A 17,359-nucleotide genomic window follows, 5' to 3' on the forward strand; every position below is an offset into this window, starting at 1 on the left:
GTAGTACGATTGTCAATAAATATTTTTGGACAAGGTTGTTGTGCGGTTGCAATAAAAAAGGCCGGGCAAAGCCCGGCCTGAAATGTGCTTCAATCTGCTGGGAATCAGTTGCAGATTTGTTTACGCCGCACAGTTAAATCAGAAGAACAAGATGGCGCCCAGATTGAACGCTGAGGTTTCGTCCGAGCCGACAGAGGTCTTGCTCTCCATGTCGGAGTATTCCGCCATCAGGGTCAGGGATGAGGTCAGGTTGTGATAGACGCCCAGGGTGACGCGACGGTTCTCAACCGGCGACACTTTTTTCTGTTCGCTTTCGCCCCAGTTCAGACCCAGTTTGGTTTTGCCGAATTGATAAGTGCCTTGCAGATAGTAACCGTTCGACTCCTCGGCTTGTCCGGTGGCTTGATTGAAACCGGGGAACACCAGGCCGCCCAGTGCCAGCGTGCTCATGCCGTCACCCTGGAAGTAGTAACCAGCCAGGCCAAAATTATCGATACTCACCTTGCCGAAGATATCCCAGCCTTCGATCTGGCTGGAAGCGCCGGTGGTTAAGTCTACGTCCTGAACCAGATAGGTGGCGGAGATCATGCCGGGTGTGCTGCCTTCCCAGTTGTAGCCAACCTTGCCATGGAAGCCAGGGTTGGCGTTACCGGCCGCTTTGCCGCCGCCGGATTCCACGCCGTCCAGTGGGTTGAATACACCGATGGTGGCGGAGAAGCCGCCCGAGGTCGGCAGGGTCCAGTTGATCTGGGCCAAGCGATCGGTATAAGGGTAACCGTAACCCAATCCGCCCAGGGTGGTATGCCCGGGGTCGTCAGCGGTAAAGGTTGGGCCTGAACCAATCAGGCTGATGTCATTGAGGATGGCGTCCAGGGCAAACAGGCCAAAGTTACGACCCATGGTGATGGTGCCCATGTTGGCGTTGCCGAAGGTGAGGTAGATTTGACGTGCATCCACGGTGGAAAACGCCAGTGCATCACTGCCCGCACCGCCCTGTGAGGTCAAGCCGTAATAGACATTGATATTGGCGCCCAGATCATAACCATCTTGCCGGGTCTTGGCACTGAAGTTCAGCGAGGCGGGCAATAGTCCGTTTGAGACGGAGTGGTTGTCCGTGTTGGTGGCGGATCCGCAGGCCAGCCTGGCCAGCGTGGTGCCGCCGGCATTCAGGTCGCCGCTATCGCAGGAGGTAACGGTATAAAAGGCGTTTATGTTGCCGCCTAGGCCCAGTGTCCAGTCGCCGGCCTCCCAAGAGGCGGCCTGTGCGCTGCCGGCACCGGCTACACAGACTCCCCCTAACATAGCCATTACGAGTTTGGATAGTTTCATTTAAGTTGTACTCCTCTGGATTTATCGTGATAAACCGTTTAGGTCGTTATTGATCTGCTTCCCCAGGTCACCCACTCGGTCTTTGCTTACTGGGAGCGATGCGGCAATAGGCACCCCTCCACACTGTTTTTGCTGCGCGGTAATTCTTAGAGACGCGAGGTTTATCAGCTATTGGAAAAAGGTAGATTGACGGAAAGTAGGTTGGCTAAAAGTAGATTGACTAAAAGTCGAATAGAGGAAAGTAGATTAACAAAAAGTCGAATAGGGATCGGTGGTGAACGGTTGCAGGGAGAGGCGGTACGCCTGATTAACGAATAAAACGGTTTAAACCCGGTTATCTAATTGTCTGTTGGGTCTGGATGGTTGGCGAATGCCCTTTTCGTTCTTGCAATATTAAAGGAAAGTGATTTAACCCAGATGAACGGGCGTCGTGTGGTAATGCCGTATCATCTTAACGGCATGCCGATGTTTTTTTGAGTTTGGTGCGGCCCTGTTAAATCGTACGCAAGTAATCGGCAGGGGTGGTAGTGGGATCCGTACCGCTCAAATCTGTCCAGGAAGGACGAGTGCGGCAAGGATGTCGATGTGAATCGACCGACCATGACTATATCGGTCGGGATAGTTACCAGCGGCGACACGTCGTGCGACGTGGGGTGCGAAGAATCTAGTTGGGTGGGCGATTGAAATCCGTGGGAGGTGATTACTGTCGGCCGGCGCCGGCCAGATAGTCAAGGCTGGGCGGCATGTATTCGATGCGGTGCTGTTTGAAGATCTTCGCCATCGTGCCGTCTCGTACCATGCTGGCCAGGATGTCCTCCACCGCATAACCTAATTGCCGATAGTTGTTTTTGACGGCAGCGCCGATAAGCCAGTCGGACTTTGTCAAGCCCGGAGTGGGTACCTTGCCCAAGTCGAACTGCTCCAGCCCGGATAGCAAACTGTACTGCACCTGCGAGCGTGGCCCCATTAATCCCGCTACTTCGCCGCGCAGTGCCGCCTGACCGGCTTCTTCGGTGGTCTTGAAGTGCAGTAGGTTGGCGCGGATGGAGCCCCCAAATGCACCGGATAGATAGAGATCCGCCAAGGAGTCCAGCTCGACGGCAATTTTTTCATAGCGAAAAAGCGCCAGGGTGGCGTCTTTGCCCAGTTTGGCAATGTTGCGTGCAGTAATAATCTCCTCTTTCAGGTAGGGACCGAACAGCACGACCAGATCGTTGCGTAGCGCCAACTCCCGGTCGTAGGGAACATGCAGCATGATGTCTGCAACGGCGCCACCCAGGTAATGCCCTTTCCAGATGGCGTTGCGCAGATCATCATCGACATTTTCATCGGCGGTCTGCTCGATAATGTTGGCCCTGACATGCAGTTGTTGAGCGATATATCGGGCGATGTCGATATCGATGCCGACCAGTGCGCCTTTCTGTCGATAAGAGAAAGGTGGGAAATCGCGGTAAACGGCGATGGAGATTTCCCCTTTGTTGATGATGTCGTCATAGGAGAGGGCAAAAGCGCTTGGCATAAAGCTGCAGATCGCCACAAGCAGCACGAACAGCCGCGCCCAAACGGCAGGTAGAGGGAGTCGGTCTCTGGATAGGGTCGGCATGTTCTTTCTCACATCACAGTTCGGTCGGATGGTTTATTCCGGGTCATCGGAGAGGCAGACGATAGTTTGGCGGCCGGCGATCTGTACTCGCCGTGACCAGGGTGTAAACAGGCGGCACAGCTCACGCGGATTGTCCCGCCACCAGATATTGAGTTGGACTCCCAGGGTGTCCTCCGGCGCGAAAGTTATCGTTTGCGAGGGGCCACCGGCCGGCAGAATGATGGCGCGTCCCGGAGCCACCACCTTTACGTCATGGGTCGAGTGGTTTTCAAACAACAGCGTTGCCTGTTCCCCGCCGGCTTGCGCACCGGTACCGGCAAGGCAAAGGGTCAACAGAAAAAAGAGTCGGATCGGGCGCATCAGTTGACCTGTCCGGCTGGTTGCTGCTGAGGGTAACCGGTGACCCACGTTGACATATATTGACTCATATCAGGATCCTCTCCGGTTAAAGACGGGTCAGACAGAGTCTCGCTCGCTTGCCAGCCCTTCTCAATGCGACTTTTGTCGCATTGATCGTTACCAAGATGCACGGGATAAACTGCCGGCACAGGCTTGTTCAGACGACCGGGAGTGAGGATGTTTCATAAATGGGTCATTGCCAGTTTTGTCTGCCTCGCCCTGTCATCACAGTCTTGGTCGGCGGATGCCGAACGGATCTCGCTGCTTTATGTCAAGCAACAGGTCGAGCGACCACCGGTATTATCCAATCTGCTAGCCGTTGCTGAAGATGAAGGGCCGGCCGGGGCGCGACTGGCTATCCGTGACAGTAATACGACAGGGCGCTTTACCGGACAGCAGTTTTCGCTGCGGGAAATAAATTTTGCGCCCGAGGCAAGCCGTGCGGAAATCATCGAGCAGCTAAAGACGGCAAAAGAGCGGTTTGTGATTCTTGATTTGCCGGCTGTTACGCTGGATGCGGTACTGCGGGCCGACCTCGATGAGACACAGCTAATGTTCAATGTCGCGGCCCCTGACGATCGCTTCCGGGTAGAGCAGTGCCGTAAAAATTTACTCCACACCCTGCCCAGCCGGGCCATGCTGAGCGATGCGCTGAGCCAGTACCTGATGAAGAAACGCTGGTCCAAATGGATGCTGGTAGAGGGGCCACTGCAGGGGGACAAGCGGTTTGCCGAGGCCATGCGCCGTTCGGCAAAAAAATTTGGAGCACAAATTGTCGAACAGAAAATCTGGGATGGCGGCCGGGATGCCCGGCGTACCGCCCAGGCGGAAGTGCCGCGTCTGACCCAGGGGGCCGATTACGACGTACTGATCGTGGCCGATGAGTTGGGTGACTTCGGTGAATACCTGATGTATCGCACTTGGGCACCGCGGCCGGTGGCGGGCACCCAGGGGCTGTTTCCGACCGCCTGGTACTGGACTATTGAACAGTGGGGGGCGGCGCAGCTTCAGGACCGCTTCGTGAAGTTTTCCGGGAGACCGATGGATGCCCGGGACTATGCCGCCTGGGCGGCCGTGCGCTCCGTCGTCGAAGGGGCTGTCCGCACCGGATCGTCCGTGTCCGACAAAATCAGCCAGTATATCCAAAGTCCCGAATTTGAACTGGCGGCCTACAAGGGCCGGAAACTCTCCTATCGCCCCTGGTCGGGGCAATTACGCCAGCCGGTGGCGCTCACCGGTGCCCGTTCGTTGGTGACCCAATCACCGCAGGAGGGTTATCTGCACCGGGTGAGCGAACTGGATACCCTGGGTTTTGATCGGCCCGAGGTCCACTGTAAGAGGAATTAGCATGCGCGGAAGTATCGGTTTGGTAGCAGCTCTCTGGTTCATAACCGGATTGGTTTCTGTGGCCAGTGCGGCCACAGCCTACGTCTCCAACGAAAAGGATAATACCATCAGTCTGATCGATACCGATCGCCTTGAAGTTATCGGCACGGTCCAGGTTGGACAGCGACCGCGCGGGATCATACTTAGTCCGGATATGAAGGCCCTCTACATCTGCGCTTCAGACGACGATACGGTACAGATATTCGATATCGAACAACAAAAGGTGGTCGGCGAACTGCCCTCCGGCGAAGATCCGGAACAGTTTGCCCTGCATCCGGACAACCGCCACCTTTACATTGCCAACGAAAACGATAATCTGGTGACGGTAGTCGATGTGGATAGCCATACCGTGGTGGCGCAGGTGGATGTTGGGGTGGAACCGGAGGGGATGGCCATCAGTCCAGATGGTCGCTGGGCGGTGAATACGTCTGAAACCACCAATATGGTGCACTGGTTGGATGCCAATACCTTCCAGTTGATCGATAACACCCTGGTCGATCAGCGTCCGCGGCATGTGGAGTTTGAGCCCGACAGCAAGACGCTATGGGCCTCTGCCGAGATCGGTGGTACCGTGTCCATCATCGATACCGACAGCAAGCTGGTGACGCATAAGGTGAAGTTTTCGATCAAGGGGATACACCCGGATCGGATACAGCCGGTCGGTATCAAACTGACGGCAGACGGGCGTTACGCTTATGTGGCGCTCGGTCCAGCCAACCATGTGGCGGTGGTGGACCGTAAAACCTATGAGGTGGTCAAGTATATTCTTGTCGGCCGCCGGGTTTGGCATATGGCGTTTACCCCCGATAACCGCTACCTGCTGACCACCAACGGTGTGAGCGGTGACGTGACCGTGATCGATGTGGCGGAACAGAAGGCGATCAAATCGATCAAGGTGGGACGATACCCCTGGGGTATCGCCGTTCGCCCCTAGGAGATTTCGTGTCCTCCAATGAGACCTATGCCCTGGATGTTTCCGCCCTCGGTTACCGTTACCGGGGGGCGGATCGGGCGGCACTGGCCGATATCGATCTGCACATCGAGGCGGGTGGTTTTCATGCCTTGTTGGGGCCGAACGGGGCTGGCAAGACCACCCTGTTCAGTTTGATCACCGGTCTCAGTCGCCTGCAGGAGGGGGGCGTCTCCATCGCCGGGCTGGATATTCAGCGCCAGCGCCTTAAAGCGCTCTCACACCTGGGCGTGGTGTTTCAACAGCCAACCCTGGATCTGGATCTGTCGGTGGAGCAGAATCTGCGTTACTTTGCCGCCCTCAACGGGCTCGGAGTCAAGCAGGCGAAACGACGCATTGCCGAAGAGTTGGCGCGCTTCGATTTGACGGCGCAGCGCCGGCAGCGGATTCGTCAATTGAATGGCGGCCATCGGCGCCGGGTTGAGATTGCCCGGGCGCTGCTGCATGAGCCGCGGTTGCTGCTGTTCGATGAGGCGACTGTGGGGCTGGATGTACCGACCCGGCAGCAACTGGTGGATCACGTGCATCGGTTGTCGGAAGAGAAGCGCATTGCCGTACTCTGGACCACGCATTTGATCGACGAGGTGTATGAGACGGATACCGTCTCCCTGTTGGATAAGGGGCGCGTGGTCGGGCAGGGCACTTGTGGGCAACTGTTGCAAGCGCGCCAGGCAGACAATCTGAAGCAGCTGTTCGCGCAATTGGCGGAGCGCGATTACGCTGACCAGGCGGTGGCCCTGTGAACGGTTGGCGCGGTTATTGGATTCCGTTTCGCGGCATCGTCATGCGTGAGTGTTTGCGCTTTTTACAGCAGCGTGAACGGTTTTTGGCCGCCCTGGTGCGTCCGTTGATGTGGCTGTTCGTGTTTGCGGCCGGTTTCCGGGCAGCGCTCGGCGTCTCCATTATCCCGCCCTATGAAACCTATATCACCTACGAAACCTATATCGTGCCCGGGCTGATGGGTATGGTGCAGTTGTTCAACGGCATGCAAAGTTCGCTGTCGTTGATCGTGGACCGGGAGCTGGGCAGCATGCGCATCCTACTGCTGGCGCCGGCGCCGCGCTGGTTCCTGCTGTTCAGTAAACTGCTGGCCGGTGCGGTGGTATCGGTGTTGCAGGTCTATCTGTTTCTGTTCATTGCCTGGTTGACGGATATCCGCCTGCCGTTGCTGGGCTATCTGGCAGTGCTGCCGGCGCTAATTATTTCCGGGGTGATGCTCGGCTCATTGGGGATGCTGCTCTCATCCGCCATTCGGCAGCTGGAGAATTTTGCCGGTATCATGAATTTCGTCATCTTTCCGTTGTTTTTTCTCTCCTCGGCCCTCTATCCCATCTGGAAGATCGGTGAAGCCAGCCCGTTGTTGGAGCAGGTCTGCCGCCTCAATCCGTTCACCTATGTGGTCGAATTCATTCGCTTCAGCCTTTACCTGGAGGTAGACAAGCTCTCGGTAGCGGTGGTCGGCGTGTCGCTGGTGCTGTTTTTGGCACTGGCGGTGTGGCGTTTTCAGCGCACTTGACGGCGAATTTGAATGATCTGATAGCCGGCGGTTCCTACTTAAGTCTTATTGAGAGTGACCGGGTGGAACGCCTATAAATAGAGCCAATTTCATCACAACAGGACCGGGAAAATGAAACACCGCGTGCTTCTCTTCATCACTTTCAGTCTACTCTCGATCAGTTCAATGCAGGCCGCGTTTGCCATGAACGACAATGCCACCAAAGAGGCCATGGTTGCCGCCGGTAAGGCTGCCTTTACGCATCGCTGCAAAGCCTGTCATTCGCCGGATTCTGCCACTAACTCCTTTGGTCCTTCGCTGAGTGGTGTGGTGGGGCGGCCTGCCGGAACCTTGCCGCGTTTTGTCTACTCGAGAGCCATGCAGAAGGCGAAGATTGTCTGGACCGAAGCGAACCTGCGCAAATGGATCGCCAACAATGAGAAGCTGGTGCCCAATACCCGCATGCGCCATGTCTCTATCACCGATGTGACGGAACAGGATTTCTTGATCGAGTATCTGAAAAGTCTGAAATAAAGCACCGATATGCTTCAGGTGGGGCGGTTTGGCGCCCCATCCTGACAGTCCGCCTCGTTTTATTCTCTTGTGATCCCGTTTTAGGTGCCCACTATCCGGGTGCCTGATCCGTTCTGTTTAGCCCCTTCAAACCATTGAAACCAGCGGCTGGTATAACTCGCCTACGACACGTACTTTCGCCACTCACCTGGCCGACCGAGCCCTTGATTTGCGTGTAGCGTGACCCCAAATTTACCGATGACCCATGACGGCCGCCACTTTTCATCGTGGCGTTTTGTTGTGGAGCAGCGATGAAAACGCCGTATACGGCGCTTTCCGCTGAACCGGGTATCGCAGGGGCGTTTGGGGCATTTCGAACCGATAGTCAGGAAATCCTTTGACCCGTTGACAACTGTGTTAGAATCCACAGCGATTTTGTTCCCCTAACGTTTCAGGGTGTTTGAGTTCTCAGGAGTAAAATGCATGCCGATCTATGAGTACCGTTGTGAAGCCTGCGGCCATGAGCTGGAGGCGATGCAAAAGATGAGCGACGCGGCGTTGACCGACTGCCCGGAATGCGCCAAGCCGACTCTGAAAAAGATGATCTCTGCCGCCGGTTTCCGCCTGAAGGGACAGGGTTGGTACGAAACCGATTTCAAAAGTGGCAAACAGAAAAATCTGCACAGTTCGGAGAAGGCGGATGCCAAACCGGCACCGGCCTGTGCTAGCGGCGGTTGCGGTGGTTGTGACGCCTAACTGCCTGCTATGAAATTCATTCGCCGCTACCTGGTAGCAGGCCTGCTGGTCTGGGTGCCACTCGGCATCACGTTGCTGGTGGTGCGCCTGCTGGTACGCTGGCTGGATGGGACCCTGCTGCTGATACCGGCGGCGTACCGGCCGGAGAATCTGTTGGGATTCTCTATTCCGGGGTTGGGGGTGGTGGTCTCCATCCTGATCGTATTTGTCACCGGCGTATTCGTCGCCAATCTGTTTGGACGTTCGCTGATTTCGGTCTGGGAGCGGATGCTGGCCCGCATTCCGCTGGTTCGGTCGATCTATTCCGGGGCCAAGCAGCTGGCCGAAACCATGTTCAGCGAGGCAGGGCAATCCTTCCGCAAGGTGTTATTGATCGAGTTTCCACGCAAGGGGCTATGGACCCTGGCGTTTCAGACCGGTATCGATGTGGGAGAGGCCCAGAACAAGACCGGTCGCGATGTGATCAATGTCTACGTCCCGACGACCCCCAACCCCACCGGTGGTTACTTTGTGATGGTGCCGCGGGAAGATGTGGTGGAGCTGGAGATGAGCGTGGACGATGGCCTGAAAATGCTCATGTCCATGGGGGCCGTGGTGCCGCACCCGCAAAAACCGGCCCTGCAGGAGGCTGGAGAAACCGCCTGATTTTGCTTCCGCCCCTCAATTAATTGGACGCGGTGCTTGCACCGGCAGGGTCCAAACCTTAAAATTTCCTGTTTTTCTCGTCGGGCGAATTTCTCGCCCGAAATCAGTCAGTAACGGTAATTTCGAGTATGCGCACCCACTATTGCGGTCATATCAACGCCTCTCATATCGACCAAGAGGTCGAAATTTGCGGTTGGGTTCACCGGCGGCGTGATCATGGCGGTGTGATTTTCATCGATCTGCGGGATCGGGAGGGGTTGGTCCAGGTGGTCTATGATCCTGACCTGCCGGAGGTCTTTTCAACGGCCGAGCATGTGCGCAATGAGTATGTGCTGAAGGTGCGGGGACGGGTACGTGCCCGCCCGGAAGGCACAGTTAATCCCGACATGGCGACCGGTGAAATCGAAATTCTGGGCCTGGGCCTGGATGTGTTGAATCGTTCCGAGACCCCGCCATTCCAACTGGATGAGCATGAGCGTGTCTCTGAAGAGGTACGGTTGCGCTACCGCTATATGGATCTGCGCCGGCCGGAGATGCAAAAGCGTATTATGCTGCGCGCGGCGGTTACCCGTGCGCTGCGCAGCTATCTGGACGACAACGGCTTCCTGGATATCGAGACGCCGATGCTCACCAAGGCGACGCCCGAAGGCGCGCGCGATTACCTGGTGCCGTCGCGAACCCATCCGGGTCACTTCTTTGCCCTGCCCCAGTCGCCCCAACTGTTCAAGCAGTTGTTGATGATGTCGGGTATGGATCGCTATTATCAGATCGTACGCTGTTTCCGGGATGAGGACCTGCGGGCCGACCGTCAGCCCGAATTCACTCAGCTGGATATCGAGACCTCCTTTATGAGCGAGTCCGACATCATGGACTCGATGGAGGTGATGATCCGTGGTGTGGTCAAGCAGGTACTGAATGTCGAGCTGCCGAATCCGTTCCCGCATATGACCTATCACGAGGCGATGCGCCGTTTCGGATCCGATCGTCCCGACCTGCGTTGTCCGCTGGAACTGGTGGATGTGGCGGATCTGATGGACGGGGTCGACTTCAAGGTGTTCTCCGGCCCGGCCAAGGATCCCAAGGGACGGGTAGCGGCCCTCTGCCTGCCCAAGGGTTGCGAGTTGACTCGCAAGGAGATCGATGAATATACCAAGTACGTCGGGATCTACGGCGCCCGCGGCCTGGCCTATATTAAGGTCAATGACTGGTCTGGCCAGGGGCGTGAAGGCCTGCAGTCGCCGATCCTCAAATTCCTGCCGGATGCGGCCGTCGACGGTATCATGCAGCGCACCGGCGCGCAGGATGGCGACCTGATCTTCTTCGGTGCGGACAAGGCTTCCGTGGTTAATGAAGCGCTGGGCGCTTTACGGGTCAAGTTGGGCGAGGACCGCGGACTGATGCAAGCCGGCTGGTTCCCCGTCTGGGTGGTCGATTTCCCGATGTTTGAATGGGATGACGGCGGTGCTCGCTGGAATGCCCTGCATCACCCCTTCACGGCACCCAAGGAAGATCAGATCGATCTGCTGGAGAGTGATCCCGGTGCTTGCCTGTCGCGCGCGTATGACATGGTGTTGAACGGTACCGAGGTGGGAGGCGGCTCGATTCGTATCCACACCAGTGCCGTGCAGGAAAAGGTGTTCCGGCTGCTCGGCATCGGTGAGGAGGAGGCCGAGGAGAAGTTCGGCTTCCTGTTGTCGGCGCTGAAATATGGCTGTCCGCCCCATGGTGGTCTCGCTTTCGGCCTGGATCGCCTGGTGATGTTGTTGGCGGGCGCCAGCTCGATCCGCGATGTGATGGCTTTCCCCAAAACCCAGACCGCCGCCTGTATGCTGACGGCGGCTCCCTCCGAGGTGAGCTCCGCGCAGCTGCGTGAACTCTCGATCCGAGTGCGCACGCCGCAGGTGGAAGAGAAGGGCTAATCATTTGTCGTGCCGGATCCGCATCGCGGGTCCGGCCGCATGCCACTTGTTCACGGCTCGCCTCTATTCGAGCGACAATCTTTGGCGGTGCTAAAAAGTGACCAGGTGAAACGGTGAAATCATCCTATAAACGCCCCGAATCGGTATTGGTGGTTATTTACACCGACCAGGGCGACGTGCTGATGCTCAACCGGACTCAGCCCAAGGGGTTCTGGCAGTCGGTTACCGGCAGCTTGAAGTGGGGTGAAACGCCCCGTCAGGCGGCCGAACGGGAACTGCTGGAAGAGACCGGGCTGCATCACCAGGGCCGGCTACAGGATGCCCGCCATACCGAGCGATTTCCCATTCTGCCGGCCTGGCGCCATCGCTTTGCCCCCTCGTCCCACTACAATCGGGAACATCTCTTCTATTTTCGCCTGCCGAATCGCCGACTGATCCGGCTCAATCCCCGGGAGCATAGTGAGATGCGCTGGCTGCCCGCCAGGCAGGCGGTCCGTCGGGCCAGTTCCTGGACCAATCGCGATGCTATTTTACGGCTCTTGCCGGGCTGAAGCTTTGTGGGGTGGGTGCGCTTATTGTGCCCACGCGGATGACTCGCGTTTGCCCAATCGATGTCCAGGGCAACCACAGGGGGTTGCCCCTACACCTCTACCCGCGATGACAGCCTGCCCTGTTGGCACCGATTCTGTCCCTCATAGCGTATCCGAAGCGTAGTCCGCCAGACGTGAACGCTCGCCCCGCAGTAGGGTGATGTGTCCACTGTGCTCCCAGTCTTTGAACCGATCGACGACGTAGGTGAGACCCGATGTGGTTTCGGTCAGATAGGGGGTGTCGATCTGCGCCACATTGCCCAGGCAGACAATCTTGGTGCCGGGTCCGGCCCGGGTGATCAGGGTTTTCATCTGCTTGGAGGTGAGATTTTGCGCCTCGTCCAGGATGATGTACTTCTTCAGGAAAGTGCGGCCGCGCATGAAATTGAGCGAGTGAATGCGGATGCGCGAGCGCAAAAGTTCGTCGGTAGCGGCGCGGCCCCATTCGCCACCCTCGGTTTGGGTCAATACCTCCAGGTTATCCATCAGCGCGCCCATCCAGGGCGTCATCTTCTCCTCTTCGGTACCGGGCAGGAAGCCGATATCCTCACCCACCGGAACGGTTACCCGGGTCATGATGATTTCCCGGTAGATATTCATATCCAGGGTTTGGGTGAGGCCGGCCGCTAACGCCAGCAGGGTTTTACCTGTGCCGGCGGTGCCAAGCAGCGACACGAAGTCCACCTCCGGGTCCATCAGCATGTTGATGGCGAAGTTCTGTTCCCGGTTGCGTGCCCGGATGCCCCAGACCGAGTGGTTGGCGCTACGGAAATCGGTGGCCATCTCGATAATCGCATCGTCACCGTCGCGGCGGCGGACGATCGCCTCGAAATTGGAATCGTCGTCCAGGAACAGGCACTGGTTGGGGTACCAGGATTGGGTATCTTCGCCCTTGATGCGGTAGTAGGTGCGGCCCTGCTCTTGCCAGGAGTCGAGGTTTTTACTGTGACTTTCCCAGAAGTCGGTCCGCAATTCCGCTTCGCCGCTATACAGCAGGTTAACGTCGTCCAGTACCTGATCGTTGTAGTAATCTTCAGCCGGTACACCCAGCACGGCGGCCTTGATGCGCAGGTTGATATCCTTGGAGATCAGTACGACATGCATGTCCGGATGGGTCTGCTGCAGGGTGAGCGCGGTACTGAGGATGTTGTTGTCCGGGGTGTTGCCCGGCAGGGTTGCCGGCAGGTCGTTGGTCAGTGCCGTGGTCTGGAAGAACAGCCGGCCGCCGGTTGTTATCGTGGCACTTTTACCGTTTTGCGGTGCCGGCAGTGGCAGCCCGGCATCAATCTGTTGTTTGCTCGCGCCGCTCATCAGCTCGTCCAGAAAGCGGGATGCCTGGCGGACATTTCTGGCCACTTCGGACATGCCCTTCTTGCCCCTGTCCAGCTCTTCCAGTACCACCATGGGCAGGAAGATGTCGTGCTCCTGAAAACGGAAGATAGAGGTGGGGTCGTGCATTAAAACATTGGTGTCGAGCACGAACAGGCGGCGCTTCTCCTGATCATTCATTTGCGGCTTATCCTGCATAAGGTTGAGAGGGGTAGTCGGTCTCCGAAACAGCGTTCAATCAACGCTGGGCCGGTTCGATGATGGCATCCAGATTGATGGCGTCGCAGAACTCCATAAAGTCTTCCCGCAGGGATGCTATATGGATGTCTGCCGGAATACCCACGGTCATGTGGACCGAAAACATGATGGTACCGGTATGGGGGGCCGCGTAGCTGGTCGTGGCCATGTCTTCAATATTGATCCGGCGCTGGGAAAAGAAGTTGGCCAGTTGATGGACGATGCCGGGATGGTCCAGGGATACCACGTCCACCACGTAGGGCAGAGACGGGTCGGATTTATCCCGTCCTTCGGTGCGTTTGACTATGATGGTCAGATCGAGCTGCTGTTCCAGGCTGACGATCGCCTCTTCCATCTTGCCGAGGGTATTCCAGTTGCCCTCTACCATTAGCAGGATGGCGAACTCGCCGCCGAGCACCGTCATGCGGCTGTCGGCGATATTGCAGCCGATATCCAGGATGGCCTTGGAGAGCTCATCAACAATGCCTGGGCGGTCTTTTCCCAGGGCGGAGATCACCAAATAGTTCTGTGTTGACATAGATAATCGTTACTCCTGTTATTTTATGCCCAGTGTAGCGTCCAGAAGGCCCGCTTGTCTTGCCCCTGATCGGAAATAACCGTTACGCCCTGCGGCATTTCGTTGGACTTGCTCGTACTGGATATGGGGCGCCGCCTGCTATCCCTATCGATATATTCGGAGCAGATTTTCTTGGCCAGGTGTCACGGCGCGTCGGTCTGTCTGCAGACTTAAAAGAAGCGGAATAACGCTATTCTCGGATATCTGCCTTGTCAGCGTCCAAGCCAGCGTTTTAGAATGAGCGATTAAGCCGGTAATTTGGAGTTTTCTCACATGTTTCAAGGCAGTATGGTAGCGCTGGTCACCCCGATGCGGGAAGACGGCAGCGTCGATGAGAGCAGCTTGCACGCCCTGGTGGATTGGCACGTGGAGCAGGGTACCGATGCCATTGTCGCCGTGGGTACGACGGGCGAATCCGCGACCCTGGATGAGCGGGAGCATTGTGACGTGATCCGTCAGGTGGTGGCATTCACCGACAAACGCCTACCGGTCATCGCTGGAACCGGTGCCAACTCCACTACCGAAGCGATCCAGCTTACCCGCTGTGCCAAGGAGGCGGGCGCCGATGGCTGCCTGCTGGTTACCCCTTATTACAACAAGCCGACCCAGGAAGGCCTCTACCAGCATTTCAAAGCGGTGGCGGAGGCGGTAGATATCCCGCAGCTGCTCTATAACGTGCCGGGGCGGACCGCTTGCGATATGTTGCCGGAAACGGTGGGGCGGCTCTCCGTTATCGCCAATATCGTCGGCATCAAGGAAGCGACCGGTGACCTGGACCGGGTGGCAACCTTGCGCAATCTCTGCGGAGAGGACTTTGACTTGATTACCGGCGACGATGCCACTTCCCGTGAATTTATTCTCCGTGGCGGTGTCGGAACCATCTCAGTGACCGCCAATATCGCACCGGCTGCCATGCACCAAATGATTGCCGCGGCGCGCCGCGGGGATGCGGAGGAGGCGGCACGCATCGATGCGCCGTTGGCGGCTTTACATCGTGATCTGTTCCTGGAGTCCAATCCGATTCCGGTGAAATGGGCGTTGGCGGAAATGGGGCGTATTCCCACAGGTATCCGACTGCCCCTGACTTGGTTTGCCGAGCGTTACCATGAGCAGTTGCGTCAATCCATGGTCTCGGCCGGTCTCATCTAAACGTCAGGTTACTGGCGACAAGGTTTTTTGATAACTATGGCTTTAACATCCCGAAACAAACTGGTCTTGCTCATGATGGCTCTCTTACTGGCAGGCTGTGGTGCCTTGCCGAGTATGGATGAGGTGTTGCCGGACCGTAAGGTGGAATACAAAAAGGCCAAGGACGCCGGTACCAACCTGGAGATTCCGCCAGACCTGACCAAGAGCACAATCAATGATCAGTTGGTTATCCCGGGCTCTTCGGGTGCCGAGGCGACTACGCTCTCCGGGCAGTTGGAGCGGGAACGCATCCAGGGCCGGGTGGCGACGCGTACCAGTGTGCTGCCCAAGATTGAGCAGATTGAGGTGATGCGGGATGGTAACCAGCGTTGGTTGCGCATTCAGGCCACGCCGGAGGATGTCTGGTACAAGACGATCGCCTTCTGGCAGGAGAACGGGATTCTGCTGGCGCAGCAAGACCCCACGGTGGGGGTAATGGTAACCGACTGGCTGGAAAACCGGGCCGATATCAAGAACGATTTTATTACCGACAAGATTCGTTCGGTCTTCGAAGGCGCCTATTCGGCCGCCACCCGTGACCAGTACCGCCTGCGCATCGAGCAGGGGACGACCTCAGGGATAACCGAACTCTATCTGACCCATCGTGGCATGGAGGAGAAGTATATCCTGGATGGCGGCGGTGATACGGAACGTACGGTATGGAATCCGCGACCGACCGATCACGGCCTGGAGGCGGAGATGTTGCGCCGCCTGATGAACTACATGGGTGTGGCTGATCAGCAAACCCGTCGCTCACTGGCCCAGGGTGGGGCCGCCCAGGCCCGTTCGAGACTGGTGCGCAACGGCGACGAAGTGCTGCTGTTGCTGGATGAAGAGGTCAACCGCGCCTGGCGTTTGACCGGTGTGGCGCTGGACCGGGTCGGTTTTGCGGTGGAGGACCGGGATCGCAGCAAGCGCATATACTATGTTCGCTATAACGATCCACTGAAAGAGGCGGAAGAGCCGGGGCTGCTCGACAAGTTGGCATTCTGGCGTGACAACGACAAGGATATCGACAAAGAGAATCAGTACCAGGTTGGGTTGGACGCCGATGGCAGCGGGACCCGTGTGGTGGTGCGCAACAGACAAGGTGTGCAGGAGAATTCCGAGACCGCGTTACGCATCCTGACGCTGCTTCACGAGCAGATTCAGTAAGGGGCCGGTCGGCTAGGACGGTGCGCTTTGCTTCGCTGGGCAGCGGCAGTCAGGGCAATGCTACCCTGATCGAGAGCGGTTCCACCCGACTGTTGCTGGATTGCGGTTTTGCCGCCCGGGAGGCGGAACGCCGCTTGGCGCGCCTGGGGGTATCGCCAGATAGTCTGAGCGCCATTCTGGTGACTCATGAACACCAGGATCACATCAAGGGGGTTGGGCCGCTGGCTCGACGTTATGCGTTGCCGGTGTGGATCAGTCACGGTACCTTCCGTCAGAACCGCTGCGGGGAGTTGCCTGACGCCCAGTTGATTCACAGTCATCAACCCCCCTTTCAGATCGGCTCGATCACCATACAGCCCTATCCGGTACCCCATGATTCGCGCGAGCCGGTGCAGTATGTCTTCAGTAATGACGACGTTCGCTTGGGTATTCTGACCGACGCCGGCTGCATCACCCCGCATATTCAGCAAGTCCTGAGCGGTTGTCACGCGCTGTTGCTGGAGTTTAACCATGACCCGCAGATGTTGGCCGAAGGTCCCTATCCGCCTGCTCTGCAGCGGCGAGTAGGTGGTCGACTGGGACACCTTAACAACGACCAGGCGGCTTCGCTGCTGGCTGAGTTGGAGCATACCCAGCTCAAACATCTGGTGGTCGCCCACGTCAGCGAAAAGAATAATCACCCCGAGAAGGTGCGGGAATCGATCCTTTCCCGGTTGCCACAGTTGGCGTCACGCCTTACCCTGACCTGTCAGTCTGAGGTGAGTCCCTGGTTCGAGGTGTGAGATATGAGTCTTAAGGCACGACTGTTCCCCCAGGAGCCCCGTTACCTGCCCGGTCAGCGCTGGCTCAATGTGCTGTTCAGGACCCTGCATCTGGTCGGCTTGGGAGGGTTGGGCGCGGGATTTCTGTATCCGGCGGCCGATCAGAGTTGGCAGCTCTATCTACAGATTACCCTGGTCTCCGGCGTCGGCTTGTCGCTGATCTCCATCTACTCCAACGGCATCTGGTTGATTCAACTGCGCGGTCAAGTGGTGTTTCTCAAGTTGGCGCTGCTGGCACTCATGACCCCCTTTCCCCAGTATCGAGCGGAGCTGTTTATCCTAATCATTCTGCTCTCCGGCTGGATTGCCCACGCGACGGCCCAGGTGCGCTACTACTCCCTCTACCACCGGCGTCGCATCAAATCGCTGGATTTCGATTGATCCAAGGTTGCGCCAGTTGGGGCGGCGCATTGGGTTCATCTGCCGGGAGACAGGTAGATAGGGGGA

At 57.4% G+C, this 17,359-nt stretch carries 18 protein-coding genes; 13 read left to right on the forward strand and 5 right to left on the reverse strand.

All coding sequences use genetic code 11. From position 1 onward, the window contains the following. Positions 1–138: 138 nt before the first annotated feature. From ACQY5R_RS15190 to ACQY5R_RS15200, 3 genes are all read right to left on the reverse strand, one after another. Positions 139–1,329, reverse strand: a complete 1,191-nt coding sequence (locus tag ACQY5R_RS15190) for a porin (protein WP_428609875.1) — start codon at positions 1,327–1,329, stop codon at positions 139–141. Positions 1,330–2,029: 700 nt separating this feature from the next. Beyond that, a complete protein-coding gene (locus ACQY5R_RS15195; protein WP_428609877.1) occupies positions 2,030–2,932 on the reverse strand; it encodes a substrate-binding periplasmic protein in 903 nt (300 codons plus the stop codon). A gap of 33 nt (positions 2,933–2,965) precedes the next feature. Further along, complete coding sequence (locus ACQY5R_RS15200) at positions 2,966–3,292, reverse strand: hypothetical protein (protein ID WP_428609878.1); 327 nt, start codon at positions 3,290–3,292, stop codon at positions 2,966–2,968. 216 nt (positions 3,293–3,508) lie between these two features. Between ACQY5R_RS15200 and ACQY5R_RS15205 the strand changes: the two genes are divergently transcribed. The 9 genes from ACQY5R_RS15205 (at position 3,509) to nudB (ending at position 11,566) form a co-directional block, all read left to right on the forward strand. Then, positions 3,509–4,678, forward strand: a complete 1,170-nt coding sequence (locus ACQY5R_RS15205) for an ABC transporter substrate-binding protein (protein ID WP_428609879.1) — start codon at positions 3,509–3,511, stop codon at positions 4,676–4,678. 1 nt (position 4,679) lies between these two features. After that, on the forward strand, positions 4,680–5,651 hold the full coding sequence (locus ACQY5R_RS15210; protein WP_428609880.1) for a YVTN family beta-propeller repeat protein: 972 nt from the start codon (positions 4,680–4,682) through the stop codon (positions 5,649–5,651). Positions 5,652–5,659: 8 nt separating this feature from the next. After that, positions 5,660–6,430: an ATP-binding cassette domain-containing protein gene (locus ACQY5R_RS15215; protein WP_428609881.1), complete on the forward strand. Its 771-nt coding sequence runs from the start codon at positions 5,660–5,662 to the stop codon at positions 6,428–6,430. Continuing rightward, positions 6,427–7,203, forward strand: coding sequence for an ABC transporter permease (locus ACQY5R_RS15220; RefSeq protein WP_428609883.1), 777 nt, complete (start codon positions 6,427–6,429; stop codon positions 7,201–7,203). Before ACQY5R_RS15215 ends, ACQY5R_RS15220 begins: the two co-directional genes overlap by 4 nt. 111 nt (positions 7,204–7,314) lie before the next feature. Further along, positions 7,315–7,716 (forward strand): c-type cytochrome, encoded by a 402-nt coding sequence (locus ACQY5R_RS15225; protein WP_428609885.1) that lies wholly within the window; start codon positions 7,315–7,317, stop codon positions 7,714–7,716. 462 nt (positions 7,717–8,178) lie between these two features. After that, a complete protein-coding gene (locus ACQY5R_RS15230; protein ID WP_428609886.1) occupies positions 8,179–8,451 on the forward strand; it encodes an FmdB family zinc ribbon protein in 273 nt (90 codons plus the stop codon). A 9-nt stretch (positions 8,452–8,460) separates the two neighbouring features. Further along, entirely contained in the window at positions 8,461–9,096 is a 636-nt protein-coding gene (locus ACQY5R_RS15235) for a DUF502 domain-containing protein (protein ID WP_428609887.1), read from the forward strand. Between the two features lie 128 nt (positions 9,097–9,224). Then, entirely contained in the window at positions 9,225–11,015 is a 1,791-nt protein-coding gene (gene aspS / locus ACQY5R_RS15240) for an aspartate--tRNA ligase (RefSeq protein ID WP_428609888.1), read from the forward strand. Positions 11,016–11,128: 113 nt separating this feature from the next. Continuing rightward, positions 11,129–11,566 carry a dihydroneopterin triphosphate diphosphatase gene (gene nudB / locus ACQY5R_RS15245; RefSeq protein ID WP_428609889.1) on the forward strand — a complete coding sequence of 146 codons (438 nt, stop codon included), beginning with the start codon at positions 11,129–11,131 and terminating at the stop codon, positions 11,564–11,566. 141 nt (positions 11,567–11,707) lie between these two features. Here the strand turns inward: nudB and ACQY5R_RS15250 are convergent, their stop codons facing one another. Both ACQY5R_RS15250 and ACQY5R_RS15255 read right to left on the reverse strand, forming a co-directional pair. Continuing rightward, on the reverse strand, positions 11,708–13,114 hold the full coding sequence (locus tag ACQY5R_RS15250; RefSeq protein WP_428609890.1) for a PhoH family protein: 1,407 nt from the start codon (positions 13,112–13,114) through the stop codon (positions 11,708–11,710). A 58-nt stretch (positions 13,115–13,172) separates the two neighbouring features. Further along, complete coding sequence (locus tag ACQY5R_RS15255) at positions 13,173–13,709, reverse strand: glycine cleavage system protein R (protein ID WP_428609891.1); 537 nt, start codon at positions 13,707–13,709, stop codon at positions 13,173–13,175. A gap of 312 nt (positions 13,710–14,021) precedes the next feature. On the opposite strand from ACQY5R_RS15255, the gene dapA reads away from it, so the two are divergent. From dapA to ACQY5R_RS15275, 4 genes are all read left to right on the forward strand, one after another. Beyond that, positions 14,022–14,897 (forward strand): 4-hydroxy-tetrahydrodipicolinate synthase, encoded by an 876-nt coding sequence (gene dapA, locus ACQY5R_RS15260; RefSeq protein WP_428609892.1) that lies wholly within the window; start codon positions 14,022–14,024, stop codon positions 14,895–14,897. 72 nt (positions 14,898–14,969) lie between these two features. After that, entirely contained in the window at positions 14,970–16,091 is a 1,122-nt protein-coding gene (gene bamC / locus ACQY5R_RS15265) for an outer membrane protein assembly factor BamC (RefSeq protein WP_428609893.1), read from the forward strand. Between the two features lie 20 nt (positions 16,092–16,111). Continuing rightward, complete coding sequence (locus ACQY5R_RS15270) at positions 16,112–16,873, forward strand: MBL fold metallo-hydrolase (protein WP_428609894.1); 762 nt, start codon at positions 16,112–16,114, stop codon at positions 16,871–16,873. A 3-nt stretch (positions 16,874–16,876) separates the two neighbouring features. Beyond that, on the forward strand, positions 16,877–17,293 hold the full coding sequence (locus ACQY5R_RS15275) for a hypothetical protein (RefSeq protein WP_428609895.1): 417 nt from the start codon (positions 16,877–16,879) through the stop codon (positions 17,291–17,293). The last annotated feature ends 66 nt before the right edge of the window (positions 17,294–17,359 follow it).

It is taken from the genome of Sedimenticola sp. (genome assembly GCF_050289425.1).
GTDB lineage: Bacteria > Pseudomonadota > Gammaproteobacteria > Chromatiales > Chromatiaceae > Sedimenticola.

Bases quoted from the DNA above. Each gene is read 5' to 3' on its own strand.
- dapA (WP_428609892.1), top strand. From the start codon at position 14,022: ATGTTTCAAGGCAGTATGGTAGCGCTGGTCACCCCGATGCGGGAAGAC.
- bamC (WP_428609893.1), top strand. From the start codon at position 14,970: ATGATGGCTCTCTTACTGGCAGGCTGTGGTGCCTTGCCGAGTATGGAT.
- ACQY5R_RS15250 (WP_428609890.1), bottom strand. From the start codon at position 13,114: ATGAATGATCAGGAGAAGCGCCGCCTGTTCGTGCTCGACACCAATGTT.
- ACQY5R_RS15225 (WP_428609885.1), top strand. From the start codon at position 7,315: ATGAAACACCGCGTGCTTCTCTTCATCACTTTCAGTCTACTCTCGATC.
- ACQY5R_RS15200 (WP_428609878.1), bottom strand. From the start codon at position 3,292: ATGCGCCCGATCCGACTCTTTTTTCTGTTGACCCTTTGCCTTGCCGGT.
- ACQY5R_RS15235 (WP_428609887.1), top strand. From the start codon at position 8,461: ATGAAATTCATTCGCCGCTACCTGGTAGCAGGCCTGCTGGTCTGGGTG.
- ACQY5R_RS15210 (WP_428609880.1), top strand. From the start codon at position 4,680: ATGCGCGGAAGTATCGGTTTGGTAGCAGCTCTCTGGTTCATAACCGGA.
- ACQY5R_RS15255 (WP_428609891.1), bottom strand. From the start codon at position 13,709: ATGTCAACACAGAACTATTTGGTGATCTCCGCCCTGGGAAAAGACCGC.
- ACQY5R_RS15190 (WP_428609875.1), bottom strand. From the start codon at position 1,329: ATGAAACTATCCAAACTCGTAATGGCTATGTTAGGGGGAGTCTGTGTA.
- aspS (WP_428609888.1), top strand. From the start codon at position 9,225: ATGCGCACCCACTATTGCGGTCATATCAACGCCTCTCATATCGACCAA.
- ACQY5R_RS15230 (WP_428609886.1), top strand. From the start codon at position 8,179: ATGCCGATCTATGAGTACCGTTGTGAAGCCTGCGGCCATGAGCTGGAG.
- ACQY5R_RS15275 (WP_428609895.1), top strand. From the start codon at position 16,877: ATGAGTCTTAAGGCACGACTGTTCCCCCAGGAGCCCCGTTACCTGCCC.
- ACQY5R_RS15195 (WP_428609877.1), bottom strand. From the start codon at position 2,932: ATGCCGACCCTATCCAGAGACCGACTCCCTCTACCTGCCGTTTGGGCG.
- ACQY5R_RS15205 (WP_428609879.1), top strand. From the start codon at position 3,509: ATGTTTCATAAATGGGTCATTGCCAGTTTTGTCTGCCTCGCCCTGTCA.